Raw genomic sequence first — 13,664 nt, forward strand, 5'->3', positions numbered from 1 at the left:
GGCTTGAAACAGGGCCGCACTTTACTGTGATCAGATGGCACAGTGCCGCAGTGTTGCGTCACATTTGGCTTTGTGCACGCTTGGTGTGCTTGGAGGTATGCCGCCCTGGTGGGTTAAGAGGGTATATCTTCAACTTAAATTAAGAGTGGGGAACACGTGCCGCTATCGGTCGTCGGTATGTCTGCTGTTATTGCAGGGCGTCCTTTGATCACCACAGTATTAATCACCACAGTAGTAGACTTACGCGAATGCGGGGGCCGACACCCGTTACTGGGATTGCTCCATCAAAACCGCCGCTCCGCGGTCATGTTTAATGCTAGCCCGCTGCTAATACCGGCCTTGTCTAAGTCGAGGCCCTGGTACGACATGGTTCCAGAAAGCTTAAGCGACCCAATTTGCCGGGCCAGTCCCATATGATAGATCCGCCCTTCTTCCCGCCGGCTCGCCAGCCGGTGCCAGGGCGAGCTCTTGTCATTCACTGTGTACTGGCCAATTCCCCACTCAAAATCATACGCCCCGAAGTTATGCCCTACGCTGAGCTGGATGGATTTGCCTTCGCTATCAATCGCCGCGCCCATGACAGAGCCGTCATTCGTGTAGGGGTGCGTGCCGTTATTGTAGGCCGTGTTCGGCCCGCAATGTCCATTGGTCGTTCGGTCAATCCGAGTGTCCACTACCTCAATGTTAAGCGTTGTCGGGATGCCGGCCGCATCCATTTTACGCTCAAGGCCGATGAGGTGCATCCAGCAGGACGGCAGGCCGCCGGCCTCGTCCTCTCCAATGGCTTGCAGGTAGACCCGGTTTGAGTTCAATGAGTAGGATAAACCAAAGCCGGCCATTTTGTTGATTTCAGCGCCTGCACCCTCATTCGTGTTGCCCGCCAGAGCGGTTCCGACGGAGGCAATACCTCCAGTAAATTGAGCTGTCTGGATGAACTCCGCCTTTAGGCCGGCCACGGGCTCCAGTTCTAGCCGTGCGCCCATAAAGTTCACGCCGCCACTGCCAGGTCCACCGCTAGTTTGGCCCACAAAAAACTCACCGCCCCAGGGGCCGACCCACGAAAGCAGTGGGGATGTGGAAGTGTTGGTTGTCTTTTTGAGGTAGGCCGAACGCATCGGTCGTGCGTTAGCTGATAGAATTAGGGATGTGTGAGGGGAATATGACCAGTGCCTGTCAACAGCTCCCGCGCCCAGCACCCAGTCCCCAAAGTTTAGATTAACGTATGATCCGTCAGCGTTAAATGTCTGAGCTGTATCTTCCGCCGCAAGGCTTATGCCCAGATCCACTTTGCCAAAAGACTTGGTGTAGCTTCCGCGCATCAAGGCCTTGCCGTTGGTCTCGGTAACTTGGCGATTATGAAGAATATCACGTGTTCCGAGTGATAGCTGCAATGTTGCGCCATCTGCGTTGGCCATTGTCATGCACGCCAAAAGCGCGCTGAAAGTGCATGCCAATTGTGATAAGATTTTTTTGGAACGACGCTTTGCGGTCATTGTCTGGCTTTCTGGCATGCAAATATTAAGTGCTCAGCTAATGTCTGATACCCGGCAAGTAAACCCTCATTAGTTTCAAAGTGACATTTATGATTAACAATGTGCCCAACGGTTTAATTCAACGGCGTGGTTTAGTTGCTGGCGTTCTAGTTTATCAATTTATTGTATTCGCATCGGGCTTACATCGTCTGCCATCTAGTTTTTGTATGGTGTAGAATTTGACGCTAGCGTGTTTTCGGCTGGTGCATTTACGCAAGTTTGCGAAAAAAATATGTTGGTGGCTTTTCTGCTGGGTGACTTTGGCTGGCTATTGAGCTGGCGCAAGGGTCGCAGAAAAAAGCGAATGTCGCGTTGCGGATCGACTGTTGTCGCTGCCTGTTTAATTTGCAGTTTATCTCTTTGGGGCAATTTCTTTAGTACTCCTCCTGCGCCTTGAGGCATATGTCGTCTTATCGGGGTTTGGCGACCTATTCGGTTAACGCACTTGAGTGAGTGCTGACTAATTTGCAGGTCGGCACGTGATATTTATTCAATTATCATATTTGTTTGATGGATGGGTTGTGGTGCGATAGATGAAAATTATTGCTCGAGCTGAGCTAAGCCGAGCAGAATGCCAGTTCTTAATAAAAGGTAGCCCTGGAGTGGCCCCTGACGTCGATGTAATTGCCCCAAACTTTAAGAAACGCCTGTCGGGTGTTACTGCGACCGTGGTGGGATTGGTCGATCGTCAATCGCGCATGATCCCGATTGTCGCAACTGGGCCTGGACTGCCCTCGAGCCTCCCTCATTTGTCTGTCTTGCGCGTCTTATTACTGCCGAGAAAGACGCGTGTCTGGCACGCCCGCCGGAATAATGAGCTCCTTGTCGGGCTGCTCTTTAAGTGGCTCCGAATATCTAAGCTCAAGATCGTTTTTACATCCGCATCACCTCGCAAGCGGTCTCGTTGGACAACTTGGCTAATAGGGCTTTGTGATGAAGTTGTGGCAACAAACCTGATAAACGCAGAAGTCATGCCCAAGGGCTGCGTTATTGTGCCTCACGGGGTAAATGTAGACCTCTTCACCCCATCGATCGGTGGTGATTTGGCTACCATGCCAAAGGTTATTGGGTGCTTCGGGCGAATTCGGCAGATGAAAGGTACTGACCTATTCGTTGATGCGCTATGCCGCGTTCTTGCAGACCGCAGCGATTGGTCTGGGGTTGTGATGGGACGCGTACTCTCCCGCGACCGGGCATACTACGAGGAGATGGTTCAAAAAGTTGAAAAATCTGGCCTTCGTGACCGCATTCACTTCGTTGAGGAAAGGCCTTTAAATCAGATGGCCGATGCTTACCGTGAGCTTTCGATATATGTTGCGCCCTCTCATTTGGAGGGTTTTGGCCTCACAGTTGCTGAGGCATTAGCCAGTGGCACCCCGACAATTGCGACACGCGGTGTTGGCGCCTTTGATGAGCTAATCGAGGAGGGACAAAACGGCGAGTTGTTCGAGCGGGGTGACATTAATGACCTGGAAGCGAAGCTTATTGACCTGATGGACAATGATGATCGCCGCAACCGTATGTCAATTGAAGCTCGTCGTTCGGCATTAGAGCGCATGTCACTTGATGTTGAGGCTGAAGCCTTAGTAGATGTCTACCAAAGGTTACTCCAGACGTGAGACAGCTCAAATTTTATATAGACCGTTGGATGTCGAGCGAAGCTGCCCTGGCAGAGCACTCGGTGGCGTTGGACGCTCTTGCGGCTGACGTGAGTGGTAAAACAATTGCGCTCGTAGGTAATGCCCGTAGTTTGCTTCAGGCCAAACACGGCAAGCGAATTGATGAGGCGGATATTGTTATTCGCATTAATTCGGCCCCAACGTCTAATCCAGAATCTCACGGGTGCCGGACAGATTGGCATGCACTCGCCATTCGTAATTCTCGTGAGTTGAAGCGCCGCGTAACCCCAAAACGCGTTTTGTGGATGAGCCACAAGAGGCGCAGGTTAGATTGGGGAACGGCCGCGGCGGAAGGGTTCTACTTATTTCCGCTGAAAGATTTTCATAGTCTATCACGTGAATTGGGCGCTCGGCCCTCGACTGGGGTGCTGCTCGTTGATTTACTCAGGCGCCTGCCTGCGGATCGAATTGAGCTTTTCGGTTTTGATTTCTTTGCCTCGCTCTCAATGACGGGCAGTAGAACATCGGCGCAGGTGCCGCACGATTTTGAAGCAGAGCGTATTTGGGTTGAGCATTTGATGGAAAACGACCGCCGCTTCAATTTAGTGGTGTGAAGGATAACTCAGCTCCTTTGACATTTCTTTAATGTCACGAAACTTATTGCCCTGGTCTATTAATCGGTAATCTGCGTGTCGCTTAAATATTTACTACTGGGATGCGGGTGGGTGGCGTTGGTGTCTGCCCTAGCTGGCTTTGTATCGCCCCCAAACCGGGCGTTTTAAACGTCATAGGCCTTGTTCAGTGTTAGAAATTTTGGTTTTGTTTAGCCTTATCTTGATAGCTGTGTTGCATGATGGCCTGATCGTCGATAGTTCAAATTGAAACTAATTAGGTTCTCTTGATGTCAAACCACCAACCAACCGACGCCGCGGAAGACGAAATCAATCTCAAAGAGCTTTTCCTCACAATCTGGGCTTACAAGTTCCTGATCGCACTGGTTAGCTCAGCGTTCCTGGTCGGCGCAGGCTTTTATGCTTTAAATGCCGATAAGGTATTCTCAGCCAAGAGTACGTTTGCACTGCCTGGTAGTAGTGGCTCGAACGGTATTTTAGGCAGTCTTGGCGGGGAGCTGGGCGGGCTTGCGGCCCTCGTCGGAGCGCCCACAGGCGGCGGTGACGCTGAGGTGATTGTTGAGCGACTGACCTCACGTGAGTTCATTTTGGAAATCGGGCGTGAGTTGGATCTTAAAAGCGATGAGATGTTTAACAGTTACGACCCCAATGCTACTGGTCCAGCTTGGAAGGCGGTACTTAAGTCCCTGCTTGGCATGGTCAGTGAAAAACCGAATGCCGATCGTATCGCACTTCAGAACGTGATTAATGCATATAAGGAGCTTATTGTTGTAGAAGCGGGTGATACGGGGTCGATCTCGGTAACCGTTGATCATGAGGTTCCCGAAAGAGCTGCTGAAATCGCAAATTTTATAGTCAGTAAAATTATCGCCCTCAAAGCATTAGAAAGTAGCGACGAAACTGACGAAAAGCTGGATTATCTCTCACGCACACTAGCTGATGCGTCTGAAGATTTGGAAGCAGCGCAGCGTGCGCTGCAGGAGTACAGCCTTGAAAATAGCACTAAAGCCGTAGAGAATTTTGCGGTTGGGTCGGTGATGCTTGATGATATGAGAACTCAGCGTGAGCGCAGTGCCGAACAGCTTGCGGCCGCCCTTGCGCTCAAAGAGGTCCTGTATAAGGGCGTGCCGGGTGAGGGTGATTACGATCGACTGAGGCAGGAGTTCCCGCAGCTAGATCAGCCTAGCTTCCGAAGAATTATGGGAGTGAGTGAAGTTGCGAGTGCGTGGACTTGGCCCAGTGTTGGGGTCGTGTCTCAGGTTGAGAGTAGCATCCGTGATAGGCTGTCAGCGCTTGAGAGAGACATTCTCAAATTGGAGCAGGATGCCTCCAAATATGCCTCGAGTGCGGAGCGGCTTGCTCAGTTAACACGCGATCTAAAAATTGCTGAGGCGGCCTACACCGTTTTGATCGAGCAGGTTAAGAGCCAGTCGCTTGTGGCTGGTTTTAAGCCTGATAATTCGAGAATTCTTGAAGTAGCCGGCGTTCCTGTTAGCCCAAGTGCGCCTAAAAGGACATTAATCCTAGCTCTTGGCCTGGTACTTGGGGTTTTCGTGGGTTCAGCTGTTGCGTTGGTACTCGGTATGCGCCGCGGCGTGTATTTTGCGCTCTCGTCCTTGCTTGAGGCTGTGGGTGTTTCTAGTGGCCTTAAGACAAAAGGTGTTCGCCGCTTCAGGGGGAAACCGCTCGCGGATGTTCATAAATCTTTAGGAAAAATCAAATCTGATTGGGCCCGTCACGCAGTTCTCCAGTTGGATAGTGGCGACGAAAACCGCCCTGTTTTTATCTGCGATTTGAGCTTTGAGAACAACGCCGGTGCACTGGGAAAAATAGTTGCAGCTACGGCCGTAAGCCTAGGGCGTGATGTCGGTTTCATTGACTTGTCACGCGAGCTTTCTGAGGTTGAACGCGAGCTTACACCTGACATTGAAGACGCCATGGTTAAAGTGGGGAACCCAACTGGGGGCACGGAATATGTCTACCCGGCGGGCGTGACAAACCTTGACTTGCTGTACTCTAGATCGGTCGATAAAATCGTTGACGCGCTATTAGAGAAACATGACATTGTGATTTTTGCGGCAAATACCGATGCGGTTGAAGTCATCCTCGCGTCGAATTCAATTGTTGACCCTTTCTTTGCGGTGCAACTTAAGCCCGGGAAAACATTAATTAAGTCGGTGCAGCGCATGCTGCAGCGAGGCACGTTGGGAGTTGCCTTTCATGCGTAATCTCATGACTAGAAAGGCTATTTTAATAGCCGCCGCCTTATCACTCTTCGGATGTTCGGCCATCGTTGAACCCGTTGCTCTGCGTGGCGTTGCTCCGGACGCGGAGGGCCAGGAGGAGTTTGAAATTAATGTCCGGGCCCTTGATTTTGCAGCAGCAAAAAACCTCAATTCAGTTAGCTACGACAGAATAGTTTCTATGCCCGGGAGCGGCTCGTCCGCGAATGCTGTTTCTGAAAGGTCGCTCCGCAAGACCTCTTTTCCACCAATTGTTGGTAGCCAGCCATACAAGCTGGGCGTTGGTGACGAGGTCGCACTCATTCAGTACACTGACGCTAGTCCCTCAATTGCTCGGCTGTCTGCCGGAGTTGACGTTGGGGATAACGGCCTGCCAGCTGGCGTTTCACTTCCGTCAAGCTCATCGAATATTATTTCGACCACTGGTCGGGTTGGTACAGACGGCAGCATTTTCCTAATCGGTGTGGGGCGAATTGAGGCCGTTGGCCGTGAGATCTCGGAGCTTAGGGACGAAGTTCGCAGCATTCTCATTCGAAATGGAAGTGCTCCTAATTTTCAGATGGAAATTCAGCGTTTCAACTCGCAGCGTGCTTATGTCACAACTGACGGCGCCTCGGGTCGTGCCAGCTCAGTGATACCTATTACTGATAAGGGCACAACACTGCGTGAGGTAATTGCGACATCGGGTGTTGCTTTTAACGAAAGTGCACTCACTCTTATAAAAGTTCAGCGTGGTGGTAAAACCTACTCTTTCCGATTAGCGGACTTACTTGCCGAAAATGCCCCCAAGGTGCTCATTCAAGGCGATGATCACTTTTTTGTGCAAACTTTAAAATATCTGCCGGGTAAAGTTTTTCTTCTCGGGGGGGTCGCCCCACAAATTATGCCCATCCAACCAGAGGTTAGGCAAACGCTTGCTGACATTCTATTCGCGCCAGCTGGTCCGCTAGCAAGCCCGTCGGCGCAGCGTTCAGCGGTCTATTTGCTTCGTGGTCGAAAGCCTGTTGAAGCCCACCAGCTTGACGCGCAGAGCCCTTTAAGCTTGCTCGTTGCAAATGAAGTGGAGTTGCGGCCCAATGATATTGTGTTTGTTGCTGAACAGCCAATTATGACATTGAACCGCACGTTGGCGAACATAACGCCGCTTCGTATTTTGTTGCGTGATATTGAGGCAGGCAACATACCCTAGTCTCATATTTTTGAGGCTCTGAGTTAGCGATGCAATCTCTTGGAACAAACGTCGACTTATCGTAGTTGTTCTCAATAGAATTTAGGCCAAAAAAAACATTTTAATGTGAAGCGTCAGCTGACGTACAAGGCTGTCAGTTCCTTACAAATTGGTGCTGAAGAATTACGGATCTCTACAGTTTGCGAGAAGTTCAAATCCTAACTGAGCATGGCGCATTCATTGCAACACCTTCAGGCCGCACAGCTCATTGGGCTATCACGGGCCTGCGCTGGAAAGCATCATTCCGACAGACTTGAAACCAGAGACCCATGATACAATGGCAATTAGACTAGATCTCTGCATGGTGGTGCGCCATCTGGGGCCCAATGCTCTAGGCACCATGATGCTATCATTCAGTATTTGAATGGACAAACTTGGGCTTCTTCGGACTAAAGATAACTGAAATGAACATTTGAGAGAGCACAATCGCGTGACGGTTCTGTGGGCTTAGTGCAAGCCTTTGGCACAATTCCCATGGCGGTACGCGTGCCTAAATACACCGCCCGCCGTCCACCTCCATGCATACGCCTGTTACCATACTCGCCTCGTCCGAGCATAAGTAACACGCTGCGTTTCCCATATCTTCGGGGCTTGAAAAACGTCCCAATGGAATGGTGGACAGAAACTTGGCGCGGACCTCGGGGGTGTCTTCGCCCATGAAAGTTTTCAGCAGTGGGGTTTCGCCTGCCACAGGGTTGATTGCATTTACACGCACGCCGCTTGGGGCCAGTTCGACGGCCATTCCTTTTGTGGCGTTGTTCATCCACCCCTTTGACGCGTTGTACCAATTCAGGCGGGGGCGGGGTGAGACGCCTGCGGTTGAAGCCACGTTTAGGATCGCGCCTGATCCTTCGGCTTTCATCAAAGGGACGACGTATTTCGCAGTCAGGTAGACAGACTTACAATTCACGGCAAAGACTTTGTCGAAGTCTTCCTCGGTGACATCTTCCATCGGGGCTGGCAGGTGTGTGGTGCCCGCGTTGTTGACCAAAATATCGATCTGGCCAAAGGCCGTTTGAGCCGCCTCGACCATTGCCCGAACGCTCGCGTCATTGGCCACGTTGCAGTGGATGACCTCCACGTTACCACCTATTTGTTCTGCGGTTTCCTGTGCCAAGTCTGTGTTTAAATCGGCGATCATGACGCACGCGCCCTCTGCTACAAATTTGCGCACAATCCCTGCGCCAAAACCTGATGCGCCGCCGGTTACTATTGCCGTTTTTCCTGCAAGTCTCATGAGAATAAATCCTGTTCATGCGAAGGTTTAGCCGTGGCGGGCCGCGACTGTTTTCAACGTTGAAAAACCATAAAGCGCCTCAAAGCCCTTCTCGCGCCCGTGCCCTGAAAGTCCCGTGCCGCCGAAAGGCAATTCAACACCTCCGCCTGCGCCGTAATTGTTCAAAAACACTTGTCCTGCTCTGAGCCTTTTTGCCAAGCACATTTGGCGGGCGCCGTTTTCAGACCAAACGGATGCGACCAGCCCAAAATCTGTCCCGTTGGCAATTGCGATGGCTTCGTCTTCATCATCAAATGGGATGACAACTTGCACTGGTCCAAAGATTTCGTCTTGGGCCAAGCTGTGATCTGATGGGACATTGGCGAATAACGCAGGTGCTACATAGGCCCCACCTTCTGGCGCGCTGTCGATGATCTTGCCACGCGCGGCACATTCCAGATCATGACCTTTGACAATAAAACTTTCGACGATCTCTTTTTGTCGTGATGACACCAGCGGCCCGACATCGTGATCCTCAAGTGCGGGACCTGCTTTCAATGCGGCATAGCGTTTAGCCATTGCGTCCAGCACTTCGTCATAGCGGCTGCGCTGTACCAATATGCGCGATGATGCAGAGCATGTTTGGCCTGCGTTTTGGATGCCTGCGTTAACCAAGAATGGCAGGGCTGCCTCGATATTTGCATCTTCAAAAACCAACTGCGGTGACTTTCCGCCCAACTCAAGCGTTACGGGCACCACGTTTTCTGCGGCGGAGTGTTGGATTAACTTTCCGACGTTAACTGAACCTGTGAAGCTGATGTGGTGGACGGATTTGTGCGCGCTCAGCGCGGCGCCTGCCTCTGCACCCAAGCCGGGCACGACGTTCAGCACGCCGTCCGGTAGCCCTGCACGTCGGGCCAATTCGCCGAAGGCAAGCGCTGTCAGGCACGCTTCCTCAGCAGGTTTCAAAACGGCTGCATTTCCCATGGCCAGCGCGGCCCCAACTGACCGGCCAATGATTTGCATCGGGTAGTTCCATGGAATGATGTGCCCTGTCACCCCGTGTGGCTCGCGCAGTGTGTAAACCGTGTATCCATCAAGATACGGAATTGTCGTGCCATGCACTTTATCAGCTGCGCCGCCGTAGAACTCCATATAGCGGGCAAGTGCTGTTACGTCTGCCTTGGCCTGTGTGAGAGGTTTGCCCACATCAAGGGCCTCAAGGCGGGCTAACTCATCCGCATTCTCAAGAACAAGCTGTCCGATCTTTGCGAGTATGCGCCCGCGCTCAAAAGCGGTGAGAGTGCTCCATGGCCCATCAAGCGCACGGGTTGCTGCATCTACCGCCGCGTAGATATCCTGAGCGCTGCCTCGGGCAATCTCACACAGTAGGGTGCCATCGGAAGGGTTCTTCAGCTCAAGCGTTTGGCCGCTTTGGCAGGCCTGCCATCTGCCATCAATCAGACAATGACGTGGATCAATATTAAGGGGCCGTACGCTCATCTTATTCTACCTCAGCTGTTGCTGGTCTTTACAAGAGTTGAGCGAATTTGGCCGCTTTAGGCAATGGAGATAATGTCGGACAGCACAGAGATCGCCAAGCTGCGCGGGTCGCGGACAGAAGGAATAAGCCCGATGGGAGAGCGTAGTCGCGCGGCAGCTTCACCGCTGACACCAAGTTCAGATAGGTGCTTCAGCCTGTTTTGATGAGTCTGCAAGCTGCCAAGCGCACCGATGTAGAACGCGTCACTAGCTAGTGCGTGCGCAAGGATCGGGGGCTCCCAACTGTGTTCATGAAACAAGAGCACCACTGCCGTGCGCGCATCCACTTTCCAATGGTGGGGCAGCTCCGCGTGCTTCATGTGTGTGGCGTCGATGAGCGGGCTGAGGTGTGGCTTGATGCGTTCGAGTTCTGGCGAGGCTACCGCGATAGAGTAGTGTAGGGCATGACACAGGTTTGCTAGGGCAATGGTTTCGGGGCCTGTACCAATGATGCCAACCATGACTTCAGGTGCAATGTGTACGTAGAGTGTGTCTGTCGATCGCTCTGGCGTTTCAGTTAACGCGCGGATTTCGCCGGAACGACGATCAAAAGTTAGGTGAAAGCCCTGCCTAGCAGTGCGAAGGGCCATGGCGCGTTCAATCGTACGGGCTGAGGGCTGCGGAAACAGCACAATTTCAACCCCGCCCCCGCAGGGCAACGCCATGTCCATAAACGGTGAGCCAATGCCATACCGTACCGCCTTGGGTGTGCCCTTCGCCAAAACCTCTGCCGCATGCAAAGCGAGATCATCTTCGATACAGCCTGAACTTAGCGCGCCAATGCGGGCCCCATCTGCCCAAAATGCCATCATCGCGCCAACGTTGCGATAAGACGGGCCGGTTGTTTCGCTGATGACGGCAAGAACCGCGTTGTGCGGTTTGCGCGCCAAAGCAGCAAGCACGTCGTCTGGAGCGTGGTGGGAAGAAGGATTTATCATATTGTTGCAAATGTGAGTGCTGTGTCACGCGTAGGCAAGGGCAATTCGGGTGCAACGGCTATGTGCAAATATGCGACTTACACCCAACTGTGGTTCGGGTAAGGTGCGCGCAAATGTATGGGGGCCAAAATGGGCGCGATTATTGAAGTAAACGGATTGGTGAAACGCTACAAAAGCGGCTTTGAGGCGCTTAAGGGCGTGAACCTTACGATTAACGAAGGCGAGATTATTGCGCTTTTGGGCCCAAACGGCGCGGGGAAGACGACGCTTATTTCCTCTATTTGCGGGATTACAAACCCCACCTCTGGGATCGTTTCTGTTGGTGGCTTTGATATCAATGCGGAGTACCGCAAAACGCGGGCGATGATCGGGCTTGTGCCGCAAGAGCTTAATCTTGAGCATTTTGAAAAAGTGATCGCGACTGTGCGGTTCTCCCGTGGTCTTTTTGGTAAGCCCGCGGACGAGGCGCACATCGAAAAAATCCTTCGTCAGCTAAGCCTGTGGGATAAACGAAACGCTAAAATTGGTGAACTGTCAGGTGGCATGAAGCGCCGTGTGTTGATTGCAAAAGCATTGGCCCATGAGCCGCGTGTTCTCTTTCTTGATGAGCCGACCGCCGGTGTCGATGTGGAGCTGCGCAAAGATATGTGGGCGGTGGTGCAGGACCTGAAGGCGAGCGGTGTGACGATTATTTTGACCACCCACTACATTGAAGAAGCCGAGGAGGTTGCTGACCGCATCGGTGTTATCAACGGTGGGCAAATCTTGTTGGTGCAAGACAAGGCTGAGTTGATGCAGCAATTGGGTCAAAAGCAGATGCAGATTGATCTGGCTGAACCTTTGGCATCAGACAAACTGCCGGAGGCGCTTGGTCATTATAATCTTAGTGTGACGGATGATCTTTCCGCACTGATCTACACTTATGATATCAACGCAGAGCGTACAGGCATTACCACATTGCTTGGTGATTTGCAGGCGGCAGGGTTTGTGCTTCGCGATATCCAGACCAAACAATCAAGCCTTGAGGAGATTTTTGTTGGGCTTGTCGCAGACCAAGACGCACGCACGGCAAACGCAGGAGACGCGGCATGAACATTTATGGCATCAAAGCGATTTTCTTTTTTGAGATGGCGCGCTTTTTTCGCACGGCTGCGCAGTCCTTGCTGGCCCCTGTCATTTCTACGGCCCTGTACTTTGTGGTGTTCGGCACAGCAATTGGAAGCCGCATTACAGATGTTGATGGTGTTAGTTACGGCGCGTTCATCGTGCCGGGCTTGATCATGCTAACGGTGATGACCCAATCCGCCAGCAACGCCAGCTTTGGTATATATTTGCCAAAATTTGTCGGTACGATTTATGAGCTTCTTTCTGCGCCAATCAATTTCTTTGAGATCGTTATCGGCTACGTTGGCGCGGCCACCGTAAAGTCACTCATTATCGGTGTGATTATTCTGGCGACGTCATACCTGTTTGTTGACCTGCAAATTGCGCATCCGCTGGCGATGTTTGCATTTCTGATTTTGACCTGCCTTTCGTTTAGTCTGCTTGGCTTCATTATTGGGATTTGGGCTAGCAATTTTGAGCAACTACAACTGATCCCGCTCTTGGTTTTGACGCCTCTGGGCTTTCTTGGGGGAACCTTTTACTCGATCACAATGCTTCCTCCTGTCTGGCAGACGATCACGCTGTTCAACCCTGTGGTGTATCTGGTCTCGGGCTTTCGCTGGTCTTTCTTTGGGACCTCTGACGTTAGTATCGGCGTGAGTCTTTTTGCGATTTGCGCATTTACGGCGATTTGCCTTGGCATTGTGTGGTGGATTTTCAAAACGGGGTATCGTTTGCGCTCCTAAACCGAACAGTTTGATTTGAGGGCGGGCACTTGTAGCAGGTGCTTGCGCACTCTACATCACGCTCATGAAGCGTTTTATCCCATTCAGAAAATCCCCACCTGTTGTCTCTGTTGTTCGGTTGAACGGGATGATTGCAAGTGGCGGTCGTGGCTTGAATGATGCAGGCGCGGCAGCCATGATTGAGAAAGCATTCGCCAAGGGTAAGCCAAAAGCGGTTGCGCTTGTGATTAACTCACCTGGTGGTAGCCCCGCGCAATCATCATTGATTGCGGCGCGCATTCGTCGACTTGCGGATGAAAAAGAGATCCCTGTTTTTGCGTTTGTTGAAGATGTTGCAGCGTCCGGTGGCTATTGGCTGGCCTCCGCGGCGGACGAGATTTTTGTTGATGCCACATCGGTGGTAGGCTCAATCGGAGTAATCAGTGCGGGCTTTGGTATGAGTGAGTTGATTGCGCGCTACGGCATTGAGCGCCGTGTCTACACTGCCGGCACCTCAAAATCGATGAACGATCCGTTCAAGCCTGAAAACCCCGAAGACGTAGCCCGCCTTAACGTTATTCTTGAGCAGCTTCACGAGACATTCAAACAGCAAATTAGAAGCCGCCGTGCGAATAAATTGGGTGAGCGTGATTTGTTCACTGGTGAGATTTGGGTCGGCCAAGGTGCAGTTGACGTCGGTCTTGCGGACGGTGTCGGGCATCTGGTGCCGATCCTGAAAGAGCGCTTTGGCAAAAAAGTGAAGTTCCGCGTTTATGGCCAGCGTAAATCACTTTTGTCACGGATTGGCGCATCTGCAGTTGGCGGTTTAGCGCATCAGATTGAAGAGCGGGCACAATTTGCGCGCTTTGGCCTATAGGGCGCGCG

At 52.0% G+C, this 13,664-nt stretch carries 11 protein-coding genes; 7 read left to right on the top strand and 4 right to left on the bottom strand.

Annotated elements, in window-relative coordinates:
• Positions 1-284: 284 nt before the first annotated feature.
• Positions 285-1,415, bottom strand: coding sequence for a capsule assembly Wzi family protein (locus NIG5292_RS08665; protein ID WP_158441655.1), 1,131 nt, complete (start codon positions 1,413-1,415; stop codon positions 285-287).
• A 719-nt stretch (positions 1,416-2,134) separates the two neighbouring features.
• On the opposite strand from NIG5292_RS08665, the gene NIG5292_RS14620 reads away from it, so the two are divergent.
• The 4 genes from NIG5292_RS14620 to NIG5292_RS08685 all read left to right on the top strand — a co-directional run bounded on the left by NIG5292_RS14620 (position 2,135) and on the right by NIG5292_RS08685 (position 7,215).
• Entirely contained in the window at positions 2,135-3,151 is a 1,017-nt protein-coding gene (locus NIG5292_RS14620) for a glycosyltransferase family 4 protein (protein WP_074842077.1), read from the top strand.
• Positions 3,152-3,180: 29 nt separating this feature from the next.
• On the top strand, positions 3,181-3,765 hold the full coding sequence (locus tag NIG5292_RS08675) for a glycosyltransferase family 29 protein (protein WP_143081949.1): 585 nt from the start codon (positions 3,181-3,183) through the stop codon (positions 3,763-3,765).
• Positions 3,766-4,052: 287 nt separating this feature from the next.
• A complete protein-coding gene (locus NIG5292_RS08680; RefSeq protein ID WP_048599142.1) occupies positions 4,053-6,011 on the top strand; it encodes a GumC family protein in 1,959 nt (652 codons plus the stop codon).
• A complete protein-coding gene (locus tag NIG5292_RS08685; RefSeq protein WP_143081948.1) occupies positions 6,004-7,215 on the top strand; it encodes a polysaccharide biosynthesis/export family protein in 1,212 nt (403 codons plus the stop codon). The genes NIG5292_RS08680 and NIG5292_RS08685 overlap by 8 nt, the downstream gene beginning before the upstream one ends.
• A 529-nt stretch (positions 7,216-7,744) precedes the next feature.
• Here the strand turns inward: NIG5292_RS08685 and NIG5292_RS08690 are convergent.
• Genes NIG5292_RS08690 through NIG5292_RS08700 form a run of 3 tightly spaced genes read right to left on the bottom strand, consistent with a single transcriptional unit; the run spans position 7,745 to position 10,950 of the window.
• Positions 7,745-8,491, bottom strand: coding sequence for an SDR family oxidoreductase (locus tag NIG5292_RS08690; RefSeq protein WP_048599144.1), 747 nt, complete (start codon positions 8,489-8,491; stop codon positions 7,745-7,747).
• A gap of 27 nt (positions 8,492-8,518) precedes the next feature.
• Entirely contained in the window at positions 8,519-9,973 is a 1,455-nt protein-coding gene (locus tag NIG5292_RS08695; protein WP_048599145.1) for an aldehyde dehydrogenase family protein, read from the bottom strand.
• Between the two features lie 56 nt (positions 9,974-10,029).
• Positions 10,030-10,950, bottom strand: coding sequence for an XdhC family protein (locus NIG5292_RS08700; RefSeq protein WP_082136676.1), 921 nt, complete (start codon positions 10,948-10,950; stop codon positions 10,030-10,032).
• Between the two features lie 129 nt (positions 10,951-11,079).
• Between NIG5292_RS08700 and NIG5292_RS08705 the strand changes: the two genes are divergently transcribed.
• The 3 genes from NIG5292_RS08705 (at position 11,080) to NIG5292_RS08715 (ending at position 13,656) form a co-directional block, all read left to right on the top strand.
• Positions 11,080-12,042: an ABC transporter ATP-binding protein gene (locus NIG5292_RS08705; RefSeq protein ID WP_048599273.1), complete on the top strand. Its 963-nt coding sequence runs from the start codon at positions 11,080-11,082 to the stop codon at positions 12,040-12,042.
• Complete coding sequence (locus tag NIG5292_RS08710) at positions 12,039-12,800, top strand: ABC transporter permease (protein WP_048599147.1); 762 nt, start codon at positions 12,039-12,041, stop codon at positions 12,798-12,800. The genes NIG5292_RS08705 and NIG5292_RS08710 overlap by 4 nt, the downstream gene beginning before the upstream one ends.
• Before the next feature lie 64 nt (positions 12,801-12,864).
• Entirely contained in the window at positions 12,865-13,656 is a 792-nt protein-coding gene (locus tag NIG5292_RS08715; protein ID WP_048599148.1) for a S49 family peptidase, read from the top strand.
• The last annotated feature ends 8 nt before the right edge of the window (positions 13,657-13,664 follow it).

Origin of the sequence: Nereida ignava (assembly GCF_001049735.1) — a bacterium.
Lineage (GTDB): Bacteria > Pseudomonadota > Alphaproteobacteria > Rhodobacterales > Rhodobacteraceae > Nereida > Nereida ignava.